General features: G+C 67.8%; 32 protein-coding genes. 20 read left to right on the forward strand and 12 right to left on the reverse strand.

The features are described 5' to 3' along the window. Window positions 1-19: 19 nt before the first annotated feature. Both EPN51_RS16505 and EPN51_RS16510 read right to left on the reverse strand, forming a co-directional pair. Window positions 20-505: a hemerythrin domain-containing protein gene (locus EPN51_RS16505; RefSeq protein WP_293044481.1), complete on the reverse strand. Its 486-nt coding sequence runs from the start codon at window positions 503-505 to the stop codon at window positions 20-22. After that, window positions 502-1,473, reverse strand: a complete 972-nt coding sequence (locus tag EPN51_RS16510) for a Rieske 2Fe-2S domain-containing protein (protein ID WP_293044483.1) — start codon at window positions 1,471-1,473, stop codon at window positions 502-504. Before EPN51_RS16510 ends, EPN51_RS16505 begins: the two co-directional genes overlap by 4 nt. Before the next feature lie 274 nt (window positions 1,474-1,747). On the opposite strand from EPN51_RS16510, the gene EPN51_RS16515 reads away from it, so the two are divergent. Genes EPN51_RS16515 through EPN51_RS16535 form a run of 5 tightly spaced genes read left to right on the forward strand, consistent with a single transcriptional unit; the run spans window position 1,748 to window position 5,444 of the window. Next, the gene (locus EPN51_RS16515) at window positions 1,748-3,118 is read left to right on the forward strand and encodes an aromatic ring-hydroxylating dioxygenase subunit alpha (protein WP_293044485.1); all 1,371 of its coding nucleotides are present in this window, start codon (window positions 1,748-1,750) and stop codon (window positions 3,116-3,118) included. Continuing rightward, window positions 3,115-3,654, forward strand: coding sequence for a 3-phenylpropionate/cinnamic acid dioxygenase subunit beta (locus EPN51_RS16520; RefSeq protein ID WP_293044487.1), 540 nt, complete (start codon window positions 3,115-3,117; stop codon window positions 3,652-3,654). Before EPN51_RS16515 ends, EPN51_RS16520 begins: the two co-directional genes overlap by 4 nt. Next, window positions 3,651-3,896, forward strand: a complete 246-nt coding sequence (locus EPN51_RS16525; protein WP_293044489.1) for a dihydrodiol dehydrogenase — start codon at window positions 3,651-3,653, stop codon at window positions 3,894-3,896. The genes EPN51_RS16520 and EPN51_RS16525 overlap by 4 nt, the downstream gene beginning before the upstream one ends. Further along, on the forward strand, window positions 3,880-4,698 hold the full coding sequence (gene hcaB / locus EPN51_RS16530; protein ID WP_293044491.1) for a 3-(cis-5,6-dihydroxycyclohexa-1,3-dien-1-yl)propanoate dehydrogenase: 819 nt from the start codon (window positions 3,880-3,882) through the stop codon (window positions 4,696-4,698). The genes EPN51_RS16525 and hcaB overlap by 17 nt, the downstream gene beginning before the upstream one ends. Beyond that, a complete protein-coding gene (locus EPN51_RS16535; RefSeq protein WP_293044493.1) occupies window positions 4,695-5,444 on the forward strand; it encodes a class II aldolase/adducin family protein in 750 nt (249 codons plus the stop codon). Before hcaB ends, EPN51_RS16535 begins: the two co-directional genes overlap by 4 nt. Here EPN51_RS16535 and EPN51_RS16540 read toward each other — a convergent pair. Continuing rightward, window positions 5,432-6,247: an IclR family transcriptional regulator gene (locus EPN51_RS16540; protein ID WP_293044495.1), complete on the reverse strand. Its 816-nt coding sequence runs from the start codon at window positions 6,245-6,247 to the stop codon at window positions 5,432-5,434. The genes EPN51_RS16535 and EPN51_RS16540 overlap by 13 nt on opposite strands. Before the next feature lie 137 nt (window positions 6,248-6,384). Between EPN51_RS16540 and EPN51_RS16545 the strand changes: the two genes are divergently transcribed. Further along, entirely contained in the window at window positions 6,385-7,002 is a 618-nt protein-coding gene (locus EPN51_RS16545) for a TetR/AcrR family transcriptional regulator (protein ID WP_293044497.1), read from the forward strand. Here EPN51_RS16545 and EPN51_RS16550 read toward each other — a convergent pair. From EPN51_RS16550 to EPN51_RS16560, 3 genes are read right to left on the reverse strand one after another with little or no spacing between them, the layout of a single operon-like run. Continuing rightward, window positions 6,999-8,441 carry an aldehyde dehydrogenase gene (locus EPN51_RS16550; protein WP_293044499.1) on the reverse strand — a complete coding sequence of 481 codons (1,443 nt, stop codon included), beginning with the start codon at window positions 8,439-8,441 and terminating at the stop codon, window positions 6,999-7,001. The genes EPN51_RS16545 and EPN51_RS16550 overlap by 4 nt on opposite strands. Window positions 8,442-8,454: 13 nt before the next feature. Beyond that, window positions 8,455-9,159 (reverse strand): SDR family oxidoreductase, encoded by a 705-nt coding sequence (locus EPN51_RS16555; RefSeq protein WP_293044501.1) that lies wholly within the window; start codon window positions 9,157-9,159, stop codon window positions 8,455-8,457. Then, window positions 9,156-9,974, reverse strand: coding sequence for a TauD/TfdA family dioxygenase (locus EPN51_RS16560; protein WP_293044503.1), 819 nt, complete (start codon window positions 9,972-9,974; stop codon window positions 9,156-9,158). Before EPN51_RS16560 ends, EPN51_RS16555 begins: the two co-directional genes overlap by 4 nt. Window positions 9,975-10,066: 92 nt before the next feature. Here EPN51_RS16560 and EPN51_RS16565 point away from each other — a divergent pair, with 92 nt between their 5' ends. Genes EPN51_RS16565 through EPN51_RS16605 form a run of 9 tightly spaced genes read left to right on the forward strand, consistent with a single transcriptional unit; the run spans window position 10,067 to window position 18,044 of the window. Beyond that, a complete protein-coding gene (locus EPN51_RS16565) occupies window positions 10,067-11,032 on the forward strand; it encodes a TIGR03621 family F420-dependent LLM class oxidoreductase (protein ID WP_293044505.1) in 966 nt (321 codons plus the stop codon). Window positions 11,033-11,048: 16 nt separating this feature from the next. Further along, window positions 11,049-11,942, forward strand: coding sequence for an enoyl-CoA hydratase/isomerase family protein (locus EPN51_RS16570; RefSeq protein WP_293044507.1), 894 nt, complete (start codon window positions 11,049-11,051; stop codon window positions 11,940-11,942). Continuing rightward, entirely contained in the window at window positions 11,939-13,237 is a 1,299-nt protein-coding gene (locus tag EPN51_RS16575; RefSeq protein WP_293044509.1) for an aromatic ring-hydroxylating dioxygenase subunit alpha, read from the forward strand. The genes EPN51_RS16570 and EPN51_RS16575 overlap by 4 nt, the downstream gene beginning before the upstream one ends. Then, a complete protein-coding gene (locus EPN51_RS16580) occupies window positions 13,234-13,569 on the forward strand; it encodes a hypothetical protein (RefSeq protein WP_293044511.1) in 336 nt (111 codons plus the stop codon). The genes EPN51_RS16575 and EPN51_RS16580 overlap by 4 nt, the downstream gene beginning before the upstream one ends. A gap of 42 nt (window positions 13,570-13,611) precedes the next feature. Next, on the forward strand, window positions 13,612-14,400 hold the full coding sequence (locus EPN51_RS16585; RefSeq protein ID WP_293044513.1) for an SDR family oxidoreductase: 789 nt from the start codon (window positions 13,612-13,614) through the stop codon (window positions 14,398-14,400). Next, on the forward strand, window positions 14,397-15,593 hold the full coding sequence (locus EPN51_RS16590) for a CoA transferase (RefSeq protein ID WP_293044514.1): 1,197 nt from the start codon (window positions 14,397-14,399) through the stop codon (window positions 15,591-15,593). The genes EPN51_RS16585 and EPN51_RS16590 overlap by 4 nt, the downstream gene beginning before the upstream one ends. A 13-nt stretch (window positions 15,594-15,606) precedes the next feature. After that, window positions 15,607-16,515, forward strand: a complete 909-nt coding sequence (locus tag EPN51_RS16595; protein ID WP_293044516.1) for a CoA ester lyase — start codon at window positions 15,607-15,609, stop codon at window positions 16,513-16,515. A 17-nt stretch (window positions 16,516-16,532) separates the two neighbouring features. After that, window positions 16,533-17,342 carry an SGNH/GDSL hydrolase family protein gene (locus EPN51_RS16600; RefSeq protein WP_293044517.1) on the forward strand — a complete coding sequence of 270 codons (810 nt, stop codon included), beginning with the start codon at window positions 16,533-16,535 and terminating at the stop codon, window positions 17,340-17,342. Between the two features lie 36 nt (window positions 17,343-17,378). After that, window positions 17,379-18,044 (forward strand): DedA family protein, encoded by a 666-nt coding sequence (locus tag EPN51_RS16605; protein WP_293044518.1) that lies wholly within the window; start codon window positions 17,379-17,381, stop codon window positions 18,042-18,044. Here the strand turns inward: EPN51_RS16605 and EPN51_RS16610 are convergent, their stop codons facing one another. Next, complete coding sequence (locus tag EPN51_RS16610) at window positions 18,045-18,662, reverse strand: TetR/AcrR family transcriptional regulator (RefSeq protein WP_293044519.1); 618 nt, start codon at window positions 18,660-18,662, stop codon at window positions 18,045-18,047. A gap of 195 nt (window positions 18,663-18,857) precedes the next feature. Here EPN51_RS16610 and EPN51_RS16615 point away from each other — a divergent pair, with 195 nt between their 5' ends. After that, on the forward strand, window positions 18,858-19,253 hold the full coding sequence (locus tag EPN51_RS16615) for an anti-sigma factor antagonist (RefSeq protein ID WP_293044560.1): 396 nt from the start codon (window positions 18,858-18,860) through the stop codon (window positions 19,251-19,253). A 120-nt stretch (window positions 19,254-19,373) separates the two neighbouring features. Here the strand turns inward: EPN51_RS16615 and EPN51_RS16620 are convergent, their stop codons facing one another. The 3 genes from EPN51_RS16620 to EPN51_RS16630 form a co-directional block, all read right to left on the reverse strand. Continuing rightward, complete coding sequence (locus tag EPN51_RS16620; RefSeq protein ID WP_293044561.1) at window positions 19,374-20,144, reverse strand: sulfite exporter TauE/SafE family protein; 771 nt, start codon at window positions 20,142-20,144, stop codon at window positions 19,374-19,376. A gap of 72 nt (window positions 20,145-20,216) precedes the next feature. Next, window positions 20,217-21,158 (reverse strand): catalase family peroxidase, encoded by a 942-nt coding sequence (locus tag EPN51_RS16625; protein WP_293044520.1) that lies wholly within the window; start codon window positions 21,156-21,158, stop codon window positions 20,217-20,219. Window positions 21,159-21,193: 35 nt separating this feature from the next. Next, window positions 21,194-21,985, reverse strand: a complete 792-nt coding sequence (locus tag EPN51_RS16630; protein ID WP_293044522.1) for an SDR family NAD(P)-dependent oxidoreductase — start codon at window positions 21,983-21,985, stop codon at window positions 21,194-21,196. A gap of 147 nt (window positions 21,986-22,132) precedes the next feature. On the opposite strand from EPN51_RS16630, the gene EPN51_RS16635 reads away from it, so the two are divergent. The 4 genes from EPN51_RS16635 (at window position 22,133) to EPN51_RS16650 (ending at window position 26,302) form a co-directional block, all read left to right on the forward strand. Continuing rightward, window positions 22,133-22,744 (forward strand): hypothetical protein, encoded by a 612-nt coding sequence (locus tag EPN51_RS16635; RefSeq protein WP_293044524.1) that lies wholly within the window; start codon window positions 22,133-22,135, stop codon window positions 22,742-22,744. A 93-nt stretch (window positions 22,745-22,837) separates the two neighbouring features. After that, window positions 22,838-24,394, forward strand: a complete 1,557-nt coding sequence (locus EPN51_RS16640) for a long-chain-fatty-acid--CoA ligase (protein ID WP_293044526.1) — start codon at window positions 22,838-22,840, stop codon at window positions 24,392-24,394. Between the two features lie 263 nt (window positions 24,395-24,657). Then, window positions 24,658-26,061 (forward strand): amidase, encoded by a 1,404-nt coding sequence (locus EPN51_RS16645; RefSeq protein WP_293044528.1) that lies wholly within the window; start codon window positions 24,658-24,660, stop codon window positions 26,059-26,061. A gap of 28 nt (window positions 26,062-26,089) precedes the next feature. Continuing rightward, window positions 26,090-26,302: a hypothetical protein gene (locus tag EPN51_RS16650; protein WP_293044530.1), complete on the forward strand. Its 213-nt coding sequence runs from the start codon at window positions 26,090-26,092 to the stop codon at window positions 26,300-26,302. A gap of 62 nt (window positions 26,303-26,364) precedes the next feature. Here EPN51_RS16650 and EPN51_RS16655 read toward each other — a convergent pair whose 3' ends face one another. Continuing rightward, window positions 26,365-26,568 (reverse strand): hypothetical protein, encoded by a 204-nt coding sequence (locus tag EPN51_RS16655; RefSeq protein ID WP_293044532.1) that lies wholly within the window; start codon window positions 26,566-26,568, stop codon window positions 26,365-26,367. Continuing rightward, window positions 26,561-26,686 (reverse strand): hypothetical protein, encoded by a 126-nt coding sequence (locus tag EPN51_RS16660; protein ID WP_293044534.1) that lies wholly within the window; start codon window positions 26,684-26,686, stop codon window positions 26,561-26,563. Before EPN51_RS16660 ends, EPN51_RS16655 begins: the two co-directional genes overlap by 8 nt.

Here is a 26,686-nt window from a genome sequence, read left to right on the forward strand (position 1 = left end):
CGCTTGTCGGTCGGAGAGGCTACAGGGCGCGGATCAACGCCGCGCGGCCCTTGGTCCGCAGGCGGTGTACGGCGGAGCCGCGGTATCGCTCGATCGTGTCGGTCATCTTGTTGCCCAACTCTTCGAGCTCCGCGTCGGTGATCTTCACTTGCGGCGGAGCGGGGATCATGTCGCGTTCCTCTTCGTCGGCGTGCGCTTCCAAGACGGCCTTGAACGAATTCCACTCGTGCTCGTAGCCGGGGGCGCTCTGCGGGGTCTTGAGCAGCATCGAAAGCTGGTCGACGACCTGGCGGTGTTCGGCGTGCGCGACCGCGATCAGCTTGGTCGCCGCGCGCAGCGCCGGGTAGTACAGGTCGTCCTCGATGCGGAAGTGGATGTCGAGCTCGATCAGCAGGTCGTCGAAAAGCGAATGCCGCTCTTCGGAATTGACCGGTGCCTCGCTGATCTTGCGGCCGAGGCCCTTGATCACGATGTGGTGGTCTTTGAGAACGTCATAGGCGTTCAATTGGCTCCTCCTTTTGCGATTCCTACCGCGCCCCCGGGAGCGGGCTGCTGCTCGCCGCGGACTTCGACCACTCCGTCGACCAATCGGGCCTCGTAACACGGCAGCGGCGCTGCTGCCGGACCGCGCAGAACTTCTCCCGACTCGGCCGCGAACCATGAGCCGTGCCAAGGGCATACCAGCCGGCCGCGGTCCATCCAGCCGTCGGCCATCGGGGCGGCCAGGTGCGGACAGAATTCCCCGTAGGCCGCGACCTCGCCGGGTTCGGTCTGGCAGACCACCAGCCCCACGCCGTCGACCTCGACGCGTACCGGCTTGCCGTTCAACGAACTTGCGGGCAGCACCGGCGTCCAGGTGGAGGTGCGCAGCCGCGGGCCCGACTGGTCGATGCCGATACCGGAGTCGAAGACCAGCGCCCCGCCGAGGTAGCTGCCGGCAACGGTGATGCCGTAGCCGAGCGCGGTGAGCACGATGCCGCGACCGTGGCGCCCCTTGCGCCGGTCCCGCCAGGACTGCATGTACAGCGCGGTGGCGGCCACGTTCAACAGGCCGTGCACCACGCCGACCCGGCGGTCCTCCTCGTGGGTGTGCTGCCAGTCGGTGACGCCGGTGACGGCCGAGCCCAGGCTGGCCAGGATGCCGACCCCGAGCGCGCGGGAGGCGAATCGCGATGCGTCCACGACCTCGGATGCGGGTTGGCCCGGCAGCAAGCTGAGCGCGTCCAGCGCCACCGTCGTGCCGAGCGCGCCACTGGTCAGCGACGCCAGCGGCGGGTGCACCGGGTGCCCGAGCCAGACACCGTTGAGCGCGTTGGTGACGGTGTTGCGGGCGCCGCCCAGCGAGTTGTAGGCGAAGCTGAGCAGGTGTTCGAACCGATAGCTCGGTCGATCCATCCACTCTTGGCGCCCGATAGCGGCCAGAACCTTCGACCCGACCTGCTCCAATCGACCCCCTCGTGGCCGACCCACCATGGCACCCCGCCTTTCCTCAAATAAGTGGATAATAACCAGTAAACAACCGCAAACCCGAACGATTACCCCCAGTTTACTCCGCGCTCACATACGCCGACCGGCGGCCGTGACCCACCGTAGCCGTGGGGTTCTGCCTTTTTGTTGTGTGCCGCCTGTGAATCAGCCCAAAGGATCCTGGTGACCACCCGGCGGCGCGATCGCCCCGGCGATTGACGAGCGCCGAAGACTGCGGGATTCTACTGAGCGGAGAGTATTTCTGTAGAACAGAGGATTGATGGCAGACCAGGACAGCAAATTGGCCGAGGTCTTCGAGAACGTGCGCCGCGGGATGATCCCCGCGCACATCTACAACGACGAGGAACTGTTCGCGCTGGAGAAGGAACGGCTGTTCGGGCGGGCGTGGACGTTCGTGGGACACGAGTCCGAAATCCCGCAGGACGGCGACTACGTCGTGCGCCGGGTCCTCGACGACTCGTTCATCATCACCCGCGACTCGAACGGCACCGTGCGCGCGCTGTTCAATATGTGCCTGCATCGCGGAATGCAGCTCTGTCGCGCGGAAATGGGAAACGCCTCCAACTTCCGCTGCCCGTACCACGGCTGGACCTACCGCAACGACGGACGGCTCACCGGCTTGCCGTTCCACCGCGAGGCCTACGGCGGCGACGAGGGGTTCGCCAAAGGCCAAACCCTTTTGCCCGCACCGAATTTCGCGAGCTATAACGGCCTGCTGTTCATCAGCCTCGACGCAGGCGCCGAACCGCTGGAAGACTTCCTCGGCGACTTCAAGTTCTACCTGGACTACTACACCAAACAAAGCGCCGGCGGCGTCGAGGTGCGGGGGCCGCAGCGCTGGCGGATCAAGGCGAACTGGAAGATCGGCGCGGAGAACTTCGCCGGCGATATGTACCACACCCCGCACACCCACGCGTCCATCGTCGACATCGGACTGTTCCGGGAGCCGAAAGCCCACAAGCGCAAGGACGGCGCCACCTATTGGGCGCACCGCGGCGGTGGAACCACCTACAAACTCCCGCCGGGCAGCTTCGAGGAACGGATGCGCTATGTCGGCTACCCGAGCGAGATGATCGGCCGCATCAAAGACGTGTGGACGCCCCGACAGCAGCGGGTGGTCGGCGAGGACGGCTTCATGATCTCGGCCGCGACCTGCTTTCCGAACCTGAGTTTCGTGCACAACTGGCCCCGCGTAAGAGACGGGGCGCGCGACGGGCACGATGACCAGAAAGCAGAAGTGCTGCCATTCATCTCGATCCGGTTATGGCAGCCGATCAGCGAGAACGAGACCGAAGTGTGTTCGTGGTTTGCCGTAGACTCCGCCGCTCCCCCGCAGTACAAACAAGATTCGTACAAGGCGTATTTGATGTGTTTCGGCTCGACGGGCATGTTCGAACAGGACGATGTGGAAAACTGGGTGTCGCTGACCACCACGGCGGGCGGCTCGATGGCGCGGCGGCTGCTGCTGAACAGCCGGATGGGTCTGCTGGCCGACGACCGCCCCGTCATCGAGGCGTTGGCGCCCAGCGCATTCCACGGCCCCGGCCGCGCGCAGGTCGGCTACAACGAGCACAACCAGCGCGCCCTGCTGAGCATGTGGGCCGACTACCTGCAGGAGGCCCGCACATGAGAAAACCCCTGCCATTCAACGACACTCGGCACCTCGAGGCGCATCAGTTCCTGGTGGACGAGGCGTACCTGCTCGACGCCCAGCAGTATGAGGCGTGGCTGGACACGCTGACCGACGACATCCGCTACACCATGCCGGTGCGGGTCACGACCGCGCGCGGCGCCGGGTTCGACACCTCTCCCTTTCCCAAACCCGGGATGGACCACTTCGACGAGGACAGATACTCGCTGAGCCAGCGGGTCGCGCGGATGGGCACCGAGCACGTGTGGGCCGAGGATCCGCCCTCGCGGCTGCGTCACTTCATCACCAACGTGCGCACGTTCACCGGCGTCGACGAGGCGCATCTGGTGGTCGAATCGGCCGAACTGCTGTTCCGCAGCCGCGGCGACGTCAACGAGGCCGCCCTGCTGTCCTGCGGCCGGGAGGATGTGCTGCGACGCTGCGATGGTCCCCCAAAGAGCTGGAAGCTGGCCCGCCGCACTATCATGACCGACGAATCGGTGCTACGAATGCAGAACCTGGCGGTGTTCCTATGAGCGGCGAATCCATCACGATCGCAAACGAATTCACCGAGGTCGTGGTGCGCCGGGTGGACACCCGCAATGGGTCGCGGCTGCTGATCAGCGCGCCCAGATCCGGGCAGTGGATCACCCTCGACGCGCTCGAGGTCGAGGCATTGACCTGGCAGAACCCCCGTACGCTGGCCGCCATGGTCGGCAATTCCCACGCGCCGCTGCTGCCCGACGATCCCGAGGGGCGCGATGACGGGCTGGCTTGACGGCAAACGCGCATTGGTCGTCGGCGCCGGTTCGGGCATCGGCCGGGCCGTGGTGGCCGCGTTTCGCGACGAGGACGCGAAAGTCGCCGCGCTGGAACGTGATCCGGGCAAGTGCGCCGCACTGCGCACTCAGCTGCCCGACGTGCCGGTGGTCGAAGGGGATGCCACCGCATACGAGGCCAACGAACGCGCGGTCACCGCCGCGGTGGATGCCTTCGGCGGGCTGGACACGCTGGTCAACTGCGTCGGAATCTTCGACTTCTACCAGGGTATCGGCGACATCGGCCCCGACGACCTGCCCGGTGCGTTCGACGAAATGTTTCGCACCAACGTCCTGACTCATCTGCAGTCGGTCAAGGCGGCGCTCGGCGCATTGCGGGCCGGGACGGGGTCCTCGATTGTGCTGACCGAGTCGGCCTCGTCGTTCTATCCCGGCCGCGGCGGGGTGCTCTACGTGTCCTCGAAATTCGCGGTGCGCGGGTTGGTCTCGGCGTTGGCCCACGAGCTGGCGCCGCAGATCCGGGTCAACGGGGTGGCGCCCGGCGGCACGGTGGGCACGGACCTGCGTGGCCTCGCCAGCTTGGGGCTCGACGACATTCGCCTGGACGACCGTCCCGACCGGGCCCGCGAGGTGGCGGCGCGCACCCCCCTGCATGTCGCGCTCTCCGGCGAAGACCACGCGTCCAGTTATGTGTTCCTGGCGTCCGACCGGTCCCGCGGGATCACCGGCGAAAGCGTGCGCCCCGACGGTGGATTCGGCCTCGGCGCAACGGGATCCGTCCCGAAACCAGCTCAACCATGACCGACCGGCTGGAGCGGCAACGCACCCTGGTCGCGCAGGGCTGCCGCGTCGCGGCCGCCCGCGGCCTGGTCGACGGCATCCTCGGCCACCTGAGCCGGCGGGTCGACGACGACCGCCTGCTGGTGCGCTGCCGAAGCGACGCCGACACCGGCGTGGCATTCACCCGGCCCAGCGACATCCGGCTCGTTCGGTTCGACGGCACCGCCGGCGCCCCAGGCGAACTCGACGGGTACCGCATTCCCAACGAACTGCCCATCCACATCGAGACCATGCTGGCCGATCCGCGTCACACGGCCGTCGCGCACCTGCATCCACCGGCGGTGGTCGCCGCCGATCTGGCCGGCATCACGATCCGGCCCATCTACGGCGCACATGACATTGCCGGCGCCCGGTTGGCGCGCGGCGGCGTCCCCGTCTACGAACGCGCTGTGCTGATCCGGAATTCACGCTTGGGCAAGGAAATGGTGGCGGCCATGCGCGGCGGGCCCGTGGTGATCTGCCGCGGACACGGGATCACCAGCGCCGCCGCCACGGTGCCGCAAGCGGTGCTGCAGGCGATCAGCCTCGACGCGCTTGCCCGAATGTCGTTGCGGGTGCGTGCGGCCGGCGGCACGCTGCGCGACATCGCCGATGCGGACTGGGATGACCTGCCGGATCTGGGGCCGGCGTTCACCGCCGAGGCGGCCTGGCGCCACGAGGTGGCACGGCTCGCGGGGGGACCCGCGCCACCGGACTACCCGAGCTGATCGCCAATCTCCTTGGCGGCGGCGATAAGTGCGGCAGCCACGGCGGGATACCGGGAAGCGGCCAGGCGGTTTTGTGGTGCGGCGGCGTTGAGCGCGAGCCGCAGCCCGGGCGCACGCGTCGGGATGGGTACGGCGACAGAGGCGACGCCTTCTTCACTCTCTTCGCGGTTGGTGGCGTACCCACGCTCGCGGACACCGGACAGCTCGGCTTCCAGCTCGGCGCGGCTGCCGATCGAATGCGATGTGATGCGCTCGAGCCGCTCGTGCGGCAGCAGCGCGCGCAACTCCGGTGACGACAACTGGGCCAGCATGACCTTGCCCGTCGAGGTGCAGTGCGCGGGCAGGGCGCGGCCGAGCCGGGTCGCCACCCGCACCGCGGCCGGCCCTTCGACCGCGGCGACGAACCGGACGCTGGCGCCGTCCAGCATTCCCACATGCACGGTCTCGCGGAGTTGCTCGCTGAGGCTGCGCATGATGGGCGCGGCGGATCGCGCGACGTCGATGCGCCCGAAGATCGCGAACGCCACCCCGGTCAACGACGGGCCGGGCAGATACGCCTTGGACACCGGGTCTTGGCGGACGAAGCCGCGGTAGGCCAGCATCGCCAGCAACCGGTGCGCGGTCGACGACGCCACGCCCAGATACCGGGTCGCCTCGCTCAGCCGGATCTGGGGTTGCTCGCCCAGCAGCAACAACAGCTTGAGCGCATTGTCGACCGACTCGATCGGATACTGCGGCGCAAGCGATTCGGCGGGCGGCCCCGCCGCGGCGTTCAAGCCCGCGCGCTCACGCTTTTTCTGCATGGCATGACGGTACTCCCGGCGCGGCCCGGATCGCCGCACTCACGGCGGACTCAGCCTCGGCGCCGGGTGGGTCCAACATCGAGGACTCGCCATCGACCTCGATCGGACGAGCCGTCCGGCGCAGTAGAATCCATCAGATGTCCACGCGGCGCGGGCGCCCCACCCGGGCCGAGGCCAGAAAACTCGACCTCGCCGTTCGCGAGGCCGCCGTGGCGACGTTCCTCGAACTCGGTTACGCCGGTGCGAGTATGGAGGCCATCGCGCGGGCGGCCGGCATCACCAGACGCTCGTTGTACGCCCGGTATCCCGACAAGCGGGCCGTGTTCGCCGACGTGATTCCCTGGGCGCTGGCGCGGTACACGGACGAAGTCGACGATGTCGACCACGAGGACGTGGAGACAGCCCTGCTGACGCTCGGGCGCGCCTCGCTGAGCCGTGCGACGCACCCGGAGAACGTGCGGCTCAAGCGCATCGCGGCCAATGAATCCGCACTCTTCCCCGAGTTCAACATCTCTGCCGAGTCCATGATGTGGGCGGGACGCCAGCGCACGGCCATCCAGGTGCTGCGCCGTTATGTCGACCGCGGTGACATCGAGGTGGACGACCTCGAACTGGCGGCCGAGCATTTCCTCGCCATGGTCGAGGCGGTGCCCGCGCGCATGGCCGACTTCGGGGTATTCCGCTCGAAGAAACAGCAGGAACGGCACCTGCAGTACGCGGTGCGGTTGTTCCTGCGGGGCGTGCTGCCCCGTTAGGCACCCGAGATAGACTGGCTAACCAGATAACCGTCGAGCCCCTCGTGGCCGAGTTCGCGGCCCCAGCCGCTCGCCTTCAGGCCGCCATAGGGGGCAAGCGGATCCATGATGTAGCCCTCGTTCACGCCGAACGAGCCGGCGCGTACCCGCGCGGCGACGCCCAGGCCGCGCTCGCGGTCGGCCGTGAACACCGCACCGGCGAGCCCGTAGTCGGAATCGTTGGCGATCGCCACGGCGTCGGCCTCGTCGCGGTAGGGAATGACGGTCAGGACCGGACCGAAGATCTCTTCCCGCGCGATCCGCATGTCGTTGGTCGCATCGGCGAAAAGCGTTGGGCGCACGTACCATCCGCGGTCGAGGCCGTCGGGCATTGCGCTGCCGCCGACCACCAGCCGCGCGCCCGCCTGCTGCCCATCCTCGATGTAACGGCGCACCATCGCCTGCTGGCGTTGCGCCACCAGCGGTCCGAGCTGCGTGGCGGGGTCCGCCGGGTCACCGACGGACAGCCCGGCGAGCTCAGCCTCCAGCGCTTCGGTGAATTCCCCTGCGCGCGAGGCTGGTACGAGTACACGGCTGAGCGCGTTGCAGACCTGACCGCTGTTGGCCAGACTCGCCATCTGGATGGCCTTCGCGGTCGCCGCGGGATCGGCATCCTGAAGCACGATGGCCGCGGACTTGCCGCCCAGTTCCAACGTGACCTGCTTGAGCCCGGCCGCGCACGCCATCGCCACCTGGCGGCCCGCCGCGGTGGAGCCGGTGAACGAGACCTTGTCGACGCCGGCGTGCGCGACCAAGTGAGCACCGACGGCCCCGTCTCCCGGGACCACGTTGAGTACGCCGGGCGGCAGCTCGGCGGCCGCGGCGATGTCGGCGAACAGCAGCGCATCCAGGGGCGACTCGGGTGCGGGTTTGAGCACGACGGTGCAGCCGGCGAGCAGCGCGGGCACGACCTTGCCGACGGTGAGGAACTGCGGCATGTTCCACGGCACGATCGCGGCGACGACGCCGACGGGCAGCTTGGCGACCCGAATGTCCTTGCCGTAGAAGCCGGTACGGTCGTCCTGCCAGGTGAACTCTCCGGCCACCTTGCAGAACGCGGCCATCGCGGTGAGCGGCAGGCGCGCCTGGACGTGTTTGGCGAACGTGATGGGGGCGCCGATCTCGGCCGAGATGAGTTCGGCCATCTCGGCGCGGCGGTCCTTGTAGGCGGCGGCCAGCCGTTCGACGGCGGCGATGCGCTCCTGCGGGCTCAGCCGGGGCCACGGCCCGTCGTCGAACGCCCTGCGGGCGGCCGCGACGGCGCGATCGACGTCGGCGGGTGCGGCCGCCGCCGCGCGTCCGACGACGTGCTCGGTGTGCGGGGAGACGACGTCGATGGCGGCGTCGGTGCTTGGTGTCGCCCACGTTCCGTCGATGAACAGTTCGGTGCGTTGGTACAAGATGCCTCCACAGTTAGGTGCAACGTCCGCCGTTGACGCCGACGATTTGTCCGGTGATGTAACCGGCCTCCTCGGAGACCAGGAACGAGCATGTCGCCGCGATGTCGTCCGGCACGCCGATGCGCCGCACGGGGATTCTCGCGGCGATGTCCTCGACGGATCCGCCCAGCAATCCGTCGCGTTCGGCCTTGCGCAGCATCGGCGTGTCGATCGAGCCCGGGGGCACGACGTTGGCCGTGATGCCCAGTGGTCCGTATTCCAGCGCGAGGGTCTTGGTCAGGCCGTTCACGGCGGACTTGGCGGCGACGTATGCCGCCTGGTACGGCGAGCCGGAATGGGTGCTCGACGACGAGATGTTCACGATGCGACCCCATTTCGCCGCCACCATGTCCGGCAGCACCGCCTGGGTCACGTGGAACACCCCGTTGAGGTTGACGTCGATGACCTTCGTCCACTCGTCGATGGTCAGGTTGGCGAATCGGCGAAACGAGGTGAGCCCCGCGGCGTTGATGAGAATGGTGATCGGGCCGAGCGCGGCGTGCACACCCGCCAGGGCTTCGTCGAGCCCCGCCCGATCGGTGACGTCGGCGACGTAGGCGAAGTCGGTGTCCGAGGTGGTGAGGTCGATCGTCGCGACGTGATTGCCGTCGGCGCGCAGCCGGTCGGCGATGGCGCGGCCGATACCCGAGGCGCCACCCGTGACGAGCGCGGTCTTCACGCCCACGCCTCCGTTCCCTTGATGTGCGTGCGACGCAGCATGCGATCCGAGGCCGGGTCGTACGGCAGCGCGCGGTGCAACACGGCGGTGTTGTCCCAGAGCACGGCGTCGCCGACGGTCCAGTCGTGGGTATGGCAGAACCTTTTCTGCGTCGCCCACGCGAGCAGTTCCTCGAGAATGTCCCGACTCTGCCCGGCGGAGACGCCGACGATGTGGTCTGCGGTGGCACCGATCACGAGCGATCGGCGCCCGTCATGGCGCTGCCACACCAGTGCGCTCTCGTGGGACGGTACCGCTCGCCAGCTGGCGAGTTCCTCGGCGGTGGGGTCCGGGTTCACCCGCAACTGCGCGGCGGCGAAGCTGTGGACGACGCGCAGTCCGTTGTAGCGCTTCCGCTCGTGTGCGGGCAGGTTTTCGTACGCCGCATAGGTATTGGCGAACTCGGTGCCGCCACCTTCGGCCGAGAGCCTGCGCCCGGTGAGCATGGTCGCGCGGGACGGGACCGCACTGGTGGTGTCATCGAGATGCCAGTTGAACGCACCCTTGAGGTACTCGGCGAGCCTGTTGACCTTCTTGTCCATCGAGATAGTGGAGAGCTCCTTGCCGCCCGCGACGCCGCCGTCTCCCCCGAATTTCCGGCTGAAGGCGAGCTGCGCATCGTCATCGAAGTGGGCACCCCGGATGAGCAGCACTCCGCGCCATTTCAGCGCTTCGCGGCATTGCGCGACGACGTCGTCGGACAGCAGCGCGGCGGCGTCGCCGTAGTCGACGAGCTCGGCCCCGAGCTCGGGGCTGAGCGCCAACGTTTCGGGCATTGTGAGCCACCTTTCGGGTGCGCGGGGAACCGTTCCACGAAAATATACAAACCCATATACTTACTTGGCAATAGCGGGTAAGGTCACGATCCGTGGACAGGCGACCCTTCCGCTTCGCGATCCAGGCCACCAACGCCGCCGGCGCGCGTGAGTGGCGCGAATTCGCCTGCCGCACCGAGGATCTCGGCTATTCTACGCTTTCCCTGGCCGATCACTACCTCGGCCCGGGACCGGCGCAGGTGAACGCGCGCACGCCGCGTCAGGACCTCGCACCCATCGCCGCGATCGCCGCGGCCGCCGCGCACACCACGCGGCTGCGCGTCGGCTGCCGGGTGTTCTGCATCGACTATCACGTGCCCGCGGTGCTGGCCAAGGAGGCCGCCACGCTCGACCTGCTGTCCGATGGTCGGCTGGAATTCGGCATCGGGGCGGGGTGGAGCCGTATCGAGTACGAGGCGATGGGCCTGAGGTTCGATACCCCCGGCCGGCGCATCGCCAAGCTCGAGGAGGTCGTCGCCCTCGTCAAGGCGCACTGCGCCGACCGCGAGATCGACCAAGCCGGAGACTTCGTGAACGTCAACGGCTACAAGGGAACCCCGCTCCCGGTCCAGCGGCCGCATCCCCCCATCATGATCGGCGGCGGCGGTCCCCGGATCCTGACATATGCCGGCCGCGAGGCCGACATCGTGAGCATCAACACCGTGCCCTTCGTCCCACGCGATGACGACGGGCTGACACCGCAGGAAGCCGCGGCGCGCCGGTTCGAGTACGTCGCCGACGCCGCGGGCGCTCGCATCGGTGATCTCGACATCGAGAGCTCCCCGTATTTTGTCGTGATTTCCGCCGACGTCGAGGCGGCGTACGAGCGAATCTCCTCGCGAACGGGCATCGCGGCCGACGTGCTGCGCGACCACCCCAACGTGCTCGTCGGCTCCGCCGGGGCCGTTGCCGAAACTCTGCAGGAACGCCGCGAGACCTACGGCGCCAACTACGTGACCGTGCAGCAGGCCCAAGCCGAGAAGTTCGCGCCCATTGTGGCGCAGTTGAGCGGAACGTAACGACGAAAGGAACCCCGTGGCGAAGCGAACCAGGTTCACCGAGTACCAAAACCGGTACGCCAACTACAAATTCGAGTTGACCGGGGACGGCATACTCTTCATGCAATGCCACACGAACGGCGACAGCCTGGTGTGGAGCTGGCAGGCGCACGACGACATGTCCGATGCGTTCGCCGACGTCGCCGGCGACCGTGAGATCAAGGTGCTGATCCACACCGGCACCGGCGCCAACTACAACGCCGACTGGGGACGGATGCCCAACGGCGATCCGGTGACCAATCCCGAGTACCTGCTGATGCCCGGCACCCGCGGGCTGGTCAAGCTCGACGAGAAGGCATGGTACGCACGCCATCTCGTCTTCAATGTGCTCGACGTCGACGTGCCCATGATCAGCGCGGTCAACGGCCCCTGCAACATGCACTCCGAGGTACCGCTCATGGGCGACATCGTGCTCGCCGCCGAGGACGCCTACTTCCAGGACGCGTCGCACTTCCCGCGGGGCCAGGTTCCCGGCGACGGGCAGCACGTCATCTGGAGCTTCCTGGCCGGCCATACCCGCGCCCGCTATTTCCTGCTCACCGGGAAGAAACTCGGCGCCCAGGAGGCCAAAGAGTGGGGAGTCGTCAACGAGGTGTTGCCCAAGGACCAATTGCTGGACCGCGCTTGGGAATTGGCGCGGGAGCTGGTCAAGCGCCCCCCGTTGACGCTGCGGTATTCGCGGCAGTTGTTCACCAACCCGCTCAAGCGCGCGTTCATCGACGAACTCGGGCACGGCCTGGCGCGCGAAACCTACGCGCAGCGCGCGTTCTTCCCGTTCGGCGGGGAGATGGAACCGCTCGACCGGCCGTGGGACCAGGAGCCCTGGACCACGCCGTCCAACGGACATGCCACCGAAGGAGCGCAATCATGACGGGTATTCAGCAGAAGCTGGCGACGGGGCGGGGTAAGTTCACGCCGGATTATCCGGAGTTGGGCACCGCGCCGGTGAGCTACGAGGACTCGATCTCCGAGGAATTCTTCGCGGCCGAACGCAAGGCCGTGTTCGAGCGCAGCTGGCTGTGTGTCGGACGCATGGAACGGTTGCCGCGCAAGGGTTCCTACTTCACCCGCGAGCTTCCCGGCCGGCTGGCCTCGATCGTCATCACCCGCGATCTGGACGACAACGTGCACGCCTTCCACAACGTGTGCGCGCACCGCGGGAACAAAGTGGTCTGGCAGGAACATCCGCAGAAGGAGTCGTCGGGCAGCTGCCGCGCCTTCTCCTGCAAGTACCACGGCTGGCGCTACGGCCTCGACGGCGTGGTCAACCACATCACCAACGAAGAGGAATTCTTCGACCTCGACAAGAGCAAACTGCGGATGCCGCCGGCGCATTGCGAGGTGTGGGCCGGGTTCATCTTCGTCAACCTCGCCGAGGACCCGGAACCGCTGCGCACCTTCCTCGGTGAGGGCCTGCTGGGCATGGAGGTCTACCCGTTCCACCTGATGACCCAGCGCTACGGGTTCTCCACCCAGATCAAGGGCAACTGGAAGCTCGCCGTGGACTCGGTGTGCGAGTGGTACCACCCGCCCTACGTGCACGGCCGCTTCATCGACCCCGACGTCGCGAAGGCCGAGAAGATGGTGCCGCCCGTCGACTCGTATCACTACGACCTGTTCCGGCCGCACATGCTGACCTCGGTGCCCGGGCCGCCGATCCTGCCGCCGCGGGAACCGGGCACCGCCGGAAAGGCGCGCCAGGACCAGCGGTGGGTCTACAAGCTGTTCCGCGCCGGGCTCTTCGGGCCCGATGACGTGCCCGACATCGGCTCTCCGCCAAGCTTTCTCAACCGCGGCAACATCGCGTCGTGGGGCAACGACCAGTTTTGGATCTTCCCCAACATCTCCATCCAGATCTGGGCCCGCAACTACTACATCACCTACACCTACTGGCCCGAAACCGTCGACACCCACATCTACGAGATCGACCTCTACTTCGTGCCACCCGCCAACGCCCACGAACGGCTGGCCCAAGAGGTCGTGGTGGACAGCACCATCGAGTTCGCGATGCAGGATGTCAACACCATCGAGGCCACGCACTCGGCGCTGCGCACCCGGGCGCAGAACACCTTTCACCTCAGCGACCAGGAACTGCTGATCCGCCAGTTCCACACCGTCATCCGAGACACGGTCGCCGCACACCAAGCCACGGAGGAGCACCCATGACCGAAGGCCAACTGCCCGAAGGATTCTCCGAGCTCGAGCCGCTGGTCGAGCAATGGGCGCTACCCACCCGCGCGCAACGCTACGCCGCCCGGCTCGACCGACCCTACGCCGACCTGGTCGCCTTCTACGACACCATCGCCCCGCACGCCGAACGCGCCATCGCCCACCTCGACACGCTCGACATCGACCGGCTCGGCCCGGAGGCGACACGGCTGATGCACCTGCTGTACTCGATGATCCTGGTCTCCTACGCGGTCAACATCTTCAAGCAAAACCGCATCCCCGACTCCGGCGCGGCCTTCTTCGACATGGTCACCGAACCGGCGCTCTGACCGCGTGAGGTCGACGATCGAAACAGATCGCGAAGGGACGAGATGACACGACCACTTCAGGGCAAGGTCGCGATCGTGACCGGCGCGGGTTCCGGCATCGGTTGGGCGGCGGCACATCTGTTCGCGGCGCAGGGGGCCAACGTGGTGTGCGCCGACATCAGCGGTCGCGAAGACGACGTCGCGGCGTCGATCGGCGCAGCCGCGGTGCCCGTGCACGTCGACGTCACCCGCGGCGACGACGTGAAACGCATAGTGGACACCGCGACCCAACGGTTCGGCAAGCTCGACGTGCTGATGAACAACGCCGGCGCGGGTGGCCCGCACCTGCGGTTGGCCGACGTCGAGGAGGAGATGTTCGACAACCTCATCGCGGTGAACCTCAGGGGAACGTTTCTCGGAATGAAGTACGCCATTCCGGCGATGCTGCGGTCCGGCGGAGGTTCGATCGTCAACACCGCGTCGGCGTCCGCGCTCGTGGGATGGAAGGGGCTCGCCACGTATGCCGCCGCCAAAGCGGCCGTCGTCCAGTTGACGAAATCGGCGGCACTCGACTACGCGAAGGAGGGCATTCGCATCAACGCGATCTGCCCGGGGATGACCTACACGGGCCTGGCGGGCGCCGCGCCCACCGACGCGATTCCGGACGGTTCGTACCTCCCCACTCCGATGGCGCGCTGGGGCCGGCCCGCCGAACTCGCGTCGGCCGCGCTCTTCCTCGCGAGCGGCGAATCGTCCTTCGTGACCGGTGCCGTCCTCGCCGTCGACGGCGGCTACGCCGCGAGCGGCCCGTGGATGCCCGACATCGACCGCTTGCAGCCGCAGCAGAAATGACCACCCCTCCCCTGGCCGGGCTACGTGTCATCGATGCCGCGACTCTGGCCGCGGGCCCGTTGGCCGCCACCCACCTCGGCGAGTACGGCGCCGAGGTCGTCAAGGTAGAGCAACCGGGTGTGGGAGACCCGCTGCGCACCTGGGGTGCTCGCCGAGAAGACATCGGCCTGATCTGGAAGAGCTTGAGCCGCAACAAGAAATGCGTCACCCTGGATCTGCGACAGGACCCGGGACGCGAGCTCCTGCACGAACTGCTGACGGTCAGCGACGTGTTCGTCATCAACACGCGACCGAGCACGCTGGCCACCTGGGGGCTGGACTTCGCCGCGGTACACGCGCGGCACCCGAAGCTGGTGATGTTGCACGTCACCGGATTTGGTGCGGGCGGCCCCGCCAGCGACCGACCCGGCTTCGGCACGCTCGCCGAGGCGATGAGCGGATTCGCCCACATCACGGGGCAGCCCGACGGCCCACCGACGCTGCCGCCCTTCATGCTCGCCGACGGCGTCACCGCGCTCGCGGCGACGTACGCGGTGATGATGGCGCTGTATCACCGCGACGTCCACGGCGCACCGGGCCAACTGGTGGACGTCAGCCTCATTGAACCGCTTGCCAGGCTGGTCGAGCAGTCCACACTCGCCTACGACCAATTGGGTGTCGTCGAACGAAGGAAGGGCAACAGGGCCGACGCGAGCGCGCCGCGTAACGCCTACCGCACCGCCGACGACCGCTGGGTGGCCATCTCGAGTGCCGCGTCGAGCATCGCCGTCAATGTGTACCGCGCGATCGGCCGGCCCGACTTGGCGATCCGAGCGGAATACGTCGAACCCGTTGCGCGCCAGGCCCGTTCGGAGGAGATCGACGGCCTGGTCGCCGAGTGGGTCCGCGGCAAGCCGCTCGACGACGTCATGATGGTCTTCCACGCCGAAGGGGTGGCGGCCGCGGCGGTCTACGACGCCGCGCAGTTACTCGCCGACGAACACCTGCGGGCCCGCGGTACCTGGCTCACCGTCGACGACCCCGACCTCGGTGCCATGACCGTGCAATCACCGGTCGCCGTGCTCAGCGAAACCCCAGGCTGTGTCCATCATCTGGGCCGTCCACTGGGTGCCGACAACGTCGCCGTGTACTCGACGATGCTGGGCCTGGACGCCGACCGCCTCGCCGCGCTGGCCGCGGCGGGCACCATCTGATGACGGGAGCACCATGACGACGCCCACCCGCAATCGGCCCCGCCGCAGCGAGCTCGCCACCCCTGCCAGCAACGAGCACATGTGCGAGGTGGCCGCCAGGGCGGGCGCCGATCTCGTGTTCCTCGATCTGGAGGACGCATGCGCGCCCGCCGCGAAGGAGTCCGCCCGGGCCACTGCCGTCGCGGCGCTCACCGAACTCGACTGGGGCACCACCATTCGGGCGATTCGCATCAACGGACTCGGCACGCCGTGGTGCCACGGCGACATCGTCGACGTCGTGACCGGTGCGCGCGACGCGCTCGACGTCATCATCGTGCCGAAAGTGCTCACCGCCCGCGAGGTGTGGTGGGTCGACGTTCTGCTCTCGCAGTTGGAGGCGCAGCTCGACCTCACGCGCCCCATCGCGCTCGAAGCGTTGATCGAGGAAGCCGAGGGGCTGCTCAATGCCCAGCAGATCGCCCGGTCCAGCCCGAGGCTCGACGCACTCATCTTCGGTGCCGGCGACCTGTCGGCCTCGCTGCGTAGCCGGGTCGACGGGAACTTCCAGCCGCGGGGGGACTACCCGGGCGACCACTGGCACGCCGTGCGCGTACAGGTGTTGGCCGCGGCGCGGGCCGCCGGGATTGCGGCGATCGACGCGCCATACCCCGGCTACCGGGACGCCGACGGCTACCGCCGCGCGGCTACGGCGGCAAGCGTGCTGGGCTTCGACGGGAAGTGGTCGATTCACCCCGATCAGGTGCCGATCGCGCACGACGTGTTCACCCCCACCGACGCCGAGGTCGCCGAGGCGCACCGGCTGATCGCGGACTACCGTCTTGCCGAAACACAGGGTCTCGGCGCCGTTGGCCGCGACGGCAAACTGGTCGACGCCGCGCTGCTTCGCCATGCCGAGAACGTGCTGCGCCGCGCCGTGCGTTAGCCATTATCCTCGGCTTCGTGAGCGGGGCCGTTCGTATCGGATACCACCGTTACGTCGCGATCGGCGACAGCCAGACCGAGGGCTTGTGGGACGGTGACGACGCCATCGGCCTGCTCGGATTCGCTGACCGCCTCGCCGTGCGCGTCGATTCGCTCTACCCCGGCCTGCAATACGCCAACCTGGCCATCCGCGGTAAGCGGATCGGCCACGTGCTCACCGAGCAGGTTCCGCGGGCCCTGGCGATGCAGCCGGATCTGATCACCGTGTGCGCGGGGATGAACGATGTCATCCAGCCCGGGCGGTCGTTCGGCCCCGCCCTGATCGACCTCGATGACATCTACGCCGCGCTGGCCCGATCGGGGGCCACGGTGGTGACGACGACCTTTCCGAATGTCGCGCAGTTCCTGCCGCTCGGACGGCTGGTGGCCGGGCGGCTCACCCGCATCAACGCGGCGATCAGGGCGGCCACCCAGCGCTACGGGTTCCGGCTTGTCGACCTGTACGACGCGCCCTCGATGCGCGAGTTGGACACCTGGGCCATCGACCGGGTGCACGCCTCGACCAGGGGACACATGTTGTTCGCGGCCGCGGCCGCCGAAGCCCTCAATCTGCCTGACAGCAACCATGATTGGGCGCGGTCCGGTGTCAACCCCACCCGGCGTTCCCTTGTCGCCGGCACCTACGAGCAGTGGCGCTGGGCGCAGGAGAGTTTCGTCCCGTGGATCTGGCGGCGGCTGCGCGGCCTCTCGTCGTATGACGGGCTCGAACCCAAACGCCCGCGATTGGAAGGTTTGGGCGCCCCAAGCGAATTGAAACGCACACCTTGACGCGCGGATCGTGCGCCGGTCAGGCATCCTTGACGCATGGATGTGGAGCCCTTGCTGCACTCGATTCCGCCGCTCGCGGTCTACCTGGTGGTAGGCGGTGTGGTCGGGATCGAGAGCCTGGGCATTCCGCTGCCGGGCGAGATCGTGTTGGTCACCGCGGCGCTGATGTCGTCGCATCATGACCTGGCGGTCAATCCGATCGGGGTCGGTGTCGCCGCGGTGATCGGCGCGGTGGTCGGAGATTCGATCGGTTACACGATCGGGCGCCGCTTCGGCATGCCGCTGTTCGACCGGCTTGGCCGGCGGTTCCCAAAGCATTTCGGTCCCGGGCACGTCGCGCTTGCCGAAAAGTTGTTCAACCGGTGGGGCGCCCGGGCCGTCTTCTTGGGCCGCTTCATCGCGCTGCTGCGGATTTTGGCCGGGCCGCTGGCGGGTGCCCTGAAAATGCACTACCCGCGATTCCTGACGGCCAACGTTTCGGGCGCCATCTGCTGGGCGGGCGGCACGACCGCATTGGTGTACTTCGCGGGAATCGCGGCCGAACGCTGGTTGCAGCGGTTCTCCTGGATCGGGCTGGTGCTCGCCGTCGTAGCCGGTGTCACGGGCGCAATCCTGTTGCGCGGGCGCACATCACAGGCGATCGCGGAATTGGAGGCCGAGCATCGCCGCAAGGCCGGCATCAGCACGCCCGACACGGTCTGACTACACGGCCTCGCCCGTGTCGGCCACCAACGGCGGCCGGTGTTCGGCGATCAGGGCGCGGGCCATCCTGCGGGCGCGCAGCGCCGCGTCGAGGTCCCCGATGGCGGCGAGAACGATGGCGCCCTTCATCAGGATGTGCCAGGACGAGGCGAAGTCCTCGACGTCGGTCAAGCCCGCCGCAATCGCGCGGCGGCGCACGATGTCTCGGACCCGGTCGATGTGCGTGATGCAGGCCCGTCCGGCCGGGTGATCCGGTCCGAACTCGAGCAGCACGTTGATGAACGAGCAGCCTTCGTATCCGTCGCGGAGCTGGAACCAGTCGTGCATGACGTCGAAGATCGCCAGCAACTGTTCCTCGGGGCCGGTGCCGCGCCGCCGCGACTGCTCCTCGATCAAACCGTGCGTCCAGAGCTCCTCGCGACGCTCCAGCACGGCCAGCACGAGATCGTTCTTGGTGGCGAAATGGCGGTACAGCGTCGCCCTGGCGACGCTGGCCCGCGCGATCACCTCGTCGGTGCCCACGGCGCGAATGCCACGGCGGCTGAACAGCTCATATGCGGCGGTCAGCACGCGTTCACGCGCCGACACGGCGGGCGTTCCGACATCGGAAGTTGTCATCGGGCCTTACCGTACTCTTAGGCCGGGACCCATAGACAGACCGCCCTGTCTCGTTATACAAATGAGATTCGCATCCGCGAAAAGTCTGTCTTCAGACAATAGGACGGGCATCCGTCGCGGCGTCTCGGACGCCGGTCGATCAGGGGGTCCATCGTGAACTCAGCCATTGCGGAACAATTGCCCACCACTCATCTCATGCTGAGCACCAAGCTGGTCTATGAGCTGGGCGATCCGAACAGCACGCTGCGGGCAACCGCCGATCGCAGCGGCCCGGCGGTGCTGATCTATGCGGGGGGCGAGGTCGACGCGTGCAACGAGCACACCTGGCGCCACCTGGTCAGCGAGGCGGCCGCCGTCGTCACCGCGCCCGGCCCGTTCGTGGTCGACGTCACCGGGCTCGAGTTCATGGCTTGCTGCGCGTTCGCGGCGCTCGCCGACGAGGCCAACCGCTGCCGGGAACGCGGCATCGATCTGCGGCTGGTGAGCTGCGAGCCGATCGTCGCTCGCATCGTCGACGCGTGCGGGCTCAGTCGTGCGCTGCCGATCTACCCCACCGTCGACTCCGCGCTCTGTGCGGCCGCGCGCTGGTAATCACACGACACGGCGAGCCGTCCCCTCAGGACACCGCAGTCGCGTCGAGGTGATGGACGTCATCGCCGAAGTCGCCGCGGCCATACTGAGTTGAGTCTCTTTGCCGTACAAGAACTCTCGTCAGGACACCGCGAGCAGTCGATACAGCCCGATCACGCCGACGACCACGATGACGGCGCGTAACGCATTACCCGACAGCCGCCGCCCATACCGCGCCCCGAGCAGCCCACCGACCAGGGAGCCGGCCGCGATCAGCCCGGCCGCCGGCCAGCTGATACGATCGAACGCCGCCGACGTATAGGCAACCGCCGCAACCACATTCACCACCAGAGCCAACAGGTTTTTAGCCGCGTTCATGCGCTGCACCGACTCCGGCAGCAACGCACCCATCAGGCCGACCAGCAAAATGCCCTGGGCGGCGGTGAAATAGCCGCCGTAGACACCGACGGCGAATGTGCCCAGCACCAGCGTGGCCATCCGCCCCGGTGTGACATGCTCGGGCGCCCGGCCCGCCTGCTCGGCGCGCCGGGCGGTCCACGCCTGGATCCGCGGCCCGATCACCACCAATGCCAACGCCAACGCCAACAGCACCGGCACGATCTCGGCGAACACCTTTTCCGGCAGATGCAACAGCAGGAAGGCGCCCAGCGTCGCACCGGCCAGCGAAGCCGGAACCTGCCAGCGCAACCGATCCCGTTGACCGCTCAACTCGGCGCGATAACCCCAGGTGGCCGATACGCTGCCGGCGACCAAGCCCGTCGCGTTCGACATGGTGGCCGTCACCGGCGGAAAGCCGAGCGCGACCAGCGTCGGGAAGGTGATCAGGGTGCCGGATCCGACCAGCGCGTTGATCGCCCCGGCGGCCAGCCCGGCCAGGCATATGAGGAACATCTGAAACGGCGACACCGAAGAAAAACCTTAGCCTGCCGCCGATTTCGTCCCGAACGCGACTGCTCGCCGCGATCAGGCGGGCGGAGCCTCGGCGCCGCGCTCTACCCCGGCACGCAGCTTGACCGACGCCGAATACACCAGGGTCCGAAAGTGCAGCACCGGATCGTCGGAGGGTTCGATGCCCACCGTCACACGCATCGGGTCGAACACCACGATGTCGTCGCCGTGCTCGCGCTCGGTGTCCAGACCGGTGACCTCCAGGGTGCCCACGGTGACGATCTGGGTGCTCTGCCAGGCCGACGACGGGTCCACCGTGGAGTCGGTGGGCCCGGCGATCTGCACCCGGAAGGCGAACCGCACCGGGCCGCCCTCCAACCGTGTCGTCAGCTCGTCGGTGAGGAAGTCCGGGTCCTTGCCGTGGGCGTCCGACCCCGACAGGTAGTCCTCGGCCGCGGCCGGAACCAGGTGGTAGCGAACGAATCTGGCGCTGTCGTCGGCGGCGACCCAGCGGAACGCGTGCAGCCCGTGGTATTCGGTGGTGGCATAGCTGGCCGGGATCCGGTTGGCCTCCCGCAGTACGGGTAACGCGCCCAGCAGCCCAGGATGGGTGAGCAGGTGTTTGGCCATGCGCAGCGGCGTCGTCAGGCCGGGCCGCATCGCCTTGAGCAGGTCGATGAAGCCGTACGGCGTGCTGGAGACGAAGAGCCGGGCGGTCTGCGTCGAGACGTCGGTGGTGGAGCCGTCGGGCAGGGTGAACTTCACCGCCATCCCGCGCACGCCCGGCTGGCCGTCGCGCTGCTTGGGGTTGCCCGATCCGTTGGAGAAGCGGATCAGTGCCGGGACGGGCGAACCATCGAGATACCTTGCGCGCGAGAGCATCACCGCGTCGGGGGTTGCGGTGAACGTGCCGCGATACAGCGTGCCCTTCGCGTGCAATGCGCGACAGCCGGGCTGGGCGCCGCCGGCGCCTCGAATCGCCTCGATCGCTTGGTCAGGAGTAAGTCGACCGCTCATGGACGAATCTTAGTAGCATTTGAATCCCGGTGGTATCAGGTGGGAAAGCCGAAGAGTTCGACGACACCGTGATCGCGACCGGCCGTATAGCCGCCGTCGACGGCGATGGCCTGACCGCTGACGAACGAGGCGTCGGGAGACAGCAGGAAGGCCGCCATGGAAGCGATCTCCTCGGGCTGCCCCAATCGCCGCAGCGCATGCTCCTTGGTGATCGAGGCGAGCGGCCCCTCCATGCCGGGAATGCTGAAAACGCTGTGCGCCATCGGTGTTTCGATGAAGCCGGGGCAGATGACGTTCGCCCGGATACCGCTCGGCCCGTAGTCGAGCGCGATGTTCTTGGTGAGCAGCACGACACCGCCCTTGGCCGCGTTGTACGAGCTGCCGCCGGCGGTGCCTTCCAGGCCTTCGACGCTGGCGACCGTCACGATCGAGCCCCGTTCACCGTCGGCCCGGGGCTGTTCGATCATCCGGGCCAGGGCCGCCTTGGCGACCAGGAAGGTGCCGGTGAGGTTGATCTCGATCACCCGGTCCCATTCGGCACGGTCGAGCAAATGCACCGGGCCTCCCCCGGCGACACCGGCCGCGTGGAAGAGACCGTCGAGGCGGCCCGGCACGGCGGCGAGCACCGCGGCGATCGCGGCTTCGTCGGTCACGTCGGCGGGCACGAAGGTGAACCGCGGGCCCAGGTCGTCGGGCGGGCCGGCCAGGTCGGCGCCGACGACGCTGCCGCCCTCGGCCAACAACCGCCGCGCGGTGGCCAGCCCGATTCCGGAGGCGGCACCGGTCACGACGAAGGTGCGGGAGCGGGCGCGGTCGGGCTTCACCATGTCGGATCCTTGTCGGGTGGGTAGGTCGGGCGGCGGCCCAGTCATGGTGACACACATGGCGAACCCACCTTGGACTTTGCCGCTGTTGCCGGAGGACGATGGGACCGAGCTCGAATGCCGCTCCGCCCGAGAGAGTTAGGAACAACGATGACATCGACCCGGCCGCAGGCGTCCGCTGTCCCCGCCTCGGCACACCCGGCCGGTTGGCGGTTCGGGACGCTGAGCGCGGCCGTGGCCACCGTGGCCGCGGCGGTCGTCCTGGCCGGGGCCGGACCAACGACCGGGGTGGTTCTGACTTCCGGCGACGCGATCGCCATCGCGCAGGGCGTCTCGGTAACGCCGGCGCCCGGCTGGACGCTGGGAAACCGCGGCCCCAACTGGGTGGCGCTGAACAACGCCGACACCAGCGCCCAGATGCGGATCACGGTCAAACAAGCCGGCGGCACCGACGCCGCCGCGGTTCTGTCATCCGACATCGACCAGTTCACCCGCGGCGCATCGGCCATCTTGACCGAGGTGAATCGCTTGACCCCGCCGGAGACCAAGCCGCTGCAGGGACCCAACTTTCAGCAGGAAGCGTCCGTCAACTACACGGCCAACGTGGTGAACCCGCAAGGCACGATTCCGGTGATCGGCACGTTCACCGAGCTGCTCAACACCTCGAACGGCCGCTCGGCGTTCATCGACTTCCGGCAAGGCGGTAATGCGACCACCCAAGCCGCCGGCGACGGCGGAATGATGATCAGCTCCATGCAATGAGACCCTGACCGCCGACGCTCGCGAGGGTCGGCGTCGTGTGCGCAGCACCGACCGCGTATTACAAACTGGAACAGACCGAACGCGGAGGGGTTCATGCGACCAGCCGACACCAAGGCCACCACGACGGAGACGCTCGCCGGCATCGTCGAGCGACACGCCCAGCAGCGGCCCGACGCGATCGCGATTCACTACGGCGAACGCCAGTGGTCCTGGGCCGACTGGAGCTCGCGTATCCGTCGCGCGGCAGGGGCGCTGCGCGACGCCGGGATCGAGCGCGGCCAGTGCGTGGCCTTCCTGGACAAGAATCACCCCGCCTGCCTCGAAGTGCTGATCGCCGGAGCATCCATCGGCGTGGCCACCACCGTCGTCAACTGGCGGGTGATCGGCGACGAACTCGTCCACGTCCTCACCGACAGCGGTGCCCGCGTACTGCTGGTCGGCGCCGAGCTGCGCGCCGCGGCCGCGGCGGCCGCCGAGCGAGTACCCGGCCTGGAGCGCATCATCGAAATCGGCGACGAATACGAATCATTGCTCGCCGCAGCGTCACCGGCGCCGGCCGACGCGGGCCTCGATGCGGACGAGACCGCGTTGGTGATCTACAGCTCGGGCACCACCGGCCGCCCGAAAGGCGTGCTGCTCAGCCAGCGCGCGCTGGTCAACCACTCGGCCAACTTGGCGCCGGCATTTCCGTTCGCCGACGGGGACGCGAATCTCGTTGCGATGCCGCTGTTTCACGTCGGCGGGATCGGCTACGCGCTGTTCGGCATCCGGGCCGGGGCGCCCACGATCATGACCCGGGAACCGGACGCCGCGACGCTGATCGGCGCCGTGCGCGCCGGCGCCACCCACGCGTTCTTCGTGCCGCCGGTGATCGCCCGGTTCCTGGACGCGGGTGAGGCGGCGACCGCCACCATCGCCGGCCTGCGCCACATCGTCTATGGGGCTGCGCCGATGCCGCTGCCGTTGCTGCATCGGGCGCTGTCGACGTGGCCGGACACGAAATTCGTGCAGGTGTACGGGCAGACGGAGCTGTGCGGCGCGGTCACGGCCCTGTCCGACACCGATCACCGCGATGCGACGCGCCCCGGGTTGCAGCTCTCGGCCGGAAAGGCGGTGCTGGGCTGCGAGATTCGGATCGTCGATCCCGAGACCGGCGCTCAGTTGCCGCCCGGGGAGTCCGGCGAGGTGTGGGTGCGCAGCAACCAGAACATGAGTGGCTACCTCAACCGCCCGGAGGCGACGGCCGAGACGATCACCGACGACTGGGTGCGCACCGGGGACGTCGGACGCCTCGACGCCGACGACTACGTCTACATCGAAGACCGGCTGAAGGACATGATCATCACCGGCGGCGAGAACGTGTACGGCCCCGAGGTGGAAAGCGTGCTCATCGAACATCCCGCCGTCGCCGACGCCGCGGTGATCGGGGTGCCCGACGACTTCTGGGGAGAGTCGGTCAAGGCGATCGTGGTGGCCGGCGACGAGGTCGATCCCGCCGACATCATCGACTTCTGTCGACAGCAACTGGCGGGCTTCAAATGCCCGCGCACCGTGGATTTCGTGTCGGAACTGCCCCGCAACGCGAGCGGGAAGATCCTGAAAACACAGCTGCGGGAACCGTTTTGGCGAGGTCGAACGCGCAGGATATGAGCGCGTTACAGCCGGCCCTCGACGCGCAGTTCCGGATGCACCCAATCGGGTGAGCGGCGTTCCTTGAACGAGCGTAACTGCGTGTTCACTTAAACATCTAATTATCCCTTGACGGTTATTCTTCCTCGATATTATCGTCTGTTCATAGACTATGAGTGATTCACTTACTACCTCCGGGGAGACGGCATGACGAGCGGGAATCGCAAATGCCTGTCATGCCGGGCGAGCGCCGGGTGCGAGTACAAACCTGAGGAGCCACGGCGTTGAATGACCTCCCAAGCACCCTGACCGAGGCGGCGGTGGCTTTGCGCTCTGGTGCCGTAACCTCGGTCGCGCTCACCGAAGCGGCCATCGCACGCGCGGAGAAGCTGGACGGCGTCCTCGGTGTGTATCTGGCCAGATTCGACGAGTACGCGATGGCCGCGGCCGCGGCTGCCGATGCCGAACTGGCGGGCGGGGTGGACCGCGGCTCTCTGCACGGGATTCCTTGCGGCATCAAGGATATCGTCGCGATGGCCGAAGGTCCCACCACCGCGCAGAGCCTGGTCTTGGATCCCGCCTGGGGCGCCGGACGGGACGCACCGGTCGTCGCCCGGCTCAAGCGCGCCGGCGCGGTAATCACCGGCAAGACCTCCACGATGGAATTTGCCCTCGGGCTGACCGATCCTGATAAACCGTTCCCTGTCCCGCGCAACCCCTGGGACACCGCGACCTGGCCGGGCGGGTCAAGCTCCGGGTCGGGCGCCGGCGTCGCCGCGGGCCTGTTCTACGCGGCGATCGGCACCGACACCCTTGGCAGCATCCGGATACCCGCGGGCTTTTGCGGAGTGAGCGGCCTGATGCCGACCTTCGGCCGGGTGCCCAAGTCCGGTTGCGTGCCGCTCGGCTACAGCCTGGACCACGTCGGCCCGCTGGCGCGGAGCGCGGCGGACTGCGCCGCCGTGCTCGAAGCCATTGCGGGGCATCATCCGAGCGACCCGGACTGCGTGGATGCGCCGTTCACCACACGGGGTCATGCCGGGGATCTGGCCGGTCTTCGAGTCGGCCTGGTGACTGAGCACCAGCTCTCCGACCAGCCCGACCCCGCGCTGCTGCCTGCTCTGGAGGCCGCCGCGGGAGTGCTGGCCGCGCAGGGCGCGGACGTCCGTGAGGCCCAGCTGCCCTACTTCCCCGAGGTGGTCGCCGCGAGCATCGCGACCACGGTGGCCGAGGCTCTCGCCTACCACCGTGACGACCTGGGCCGCCGCTGGCTCGACTATTCCGACATGACCCGCGCCATGCTCGCTCTTGGCGCATTTGTCTCGGGCGCGGATTACGTCCAGGCACAGCGCGTCCGCCGCGTTGCTCAGCAGGCCCTCCGCGAGCTGTTCACCGAGGTCGACCTGATCGCCTGCCCCACGCTGAAGGGTGGCGCGCCCAGCTACGAGGTGCTCGTTTCACGCTGCAAAGATGTCAGCTGGCTGGCCGGGCTGGTCAACACCGTCTACTGGAATTTCGTGGGCAATCCCGTGCTTGCGGTCCCCATCGGATTCACGTCGGTCGGGATGCCGTTGTCCATGCAGATCGCCGCTCGACCGTTTGACGACACGACCGCGCTGCGGGCCGGCGAAATCTATCAGAGGCACACAAGCTGGCACTTGCGGCGACCCCCCGCTTTTACCGGCTAACTGCCTTTTTGGCCAAGGGAGGAAATTGATGGAAACGACCGCCTGTGAGACCTCGGTCCGCGCACTGCTCACCTCGTCCGGTCTATCGCCCGGTCCCGACGAGGTCGCGGTACTGTGCTCAGGCTACCCCGCCTTCCGGGCTCTGATTGACGCCCTTTACTCCGTCGCCGCGGCCCGCTACGCCGAGCCGGCCCTCCGGTTCCGCGCCGCCGACACGACCCACACCGATTGGGCACCCTGATTCGGACGGTCAGCATTGCGTTCGTTAGCGCCCCCGGGCGAGAACCGGCCGGTGCCGGCAAGTCACTGCCGCCGATTGGCGTGGTCGATCGCGGCGCACGTGGCGTCCTGCGCAACCGCCGCGGCAAGTGCCGCGTGCACCTGTGCCGCCGCAATCAGATTGCGTTGCGCCACAGGTGACGCGGACGAGCCCTGGCCGAGTGCGATTCCCAGCAAGCGCAGTGCCTCGTTGCGGTGCTGCTCGATCCGGGCGTCGACCTCAGCCACGGTGCGCCTCGTCGTCGTTTCGGGTGATGAATGACAGCAGCAGCCCGAGGGTGCGCTCGGCGCCTTCGCGCAGCGGGCTGTGGTCATCAGTCAGCTGCTGATGCAGCCTCAAATCCAT

Origin of the sequence: Mycobacterium sp. (assembly GCF_004298145.1) — a bacterium.
In the GTDB taxonomy this organism is placed as follows: domain Bacteria; phylum Actinomycetota; class Actinomycetes; order Mycobacteriales; family Mycobacteriaceae; genus Mycobacterium.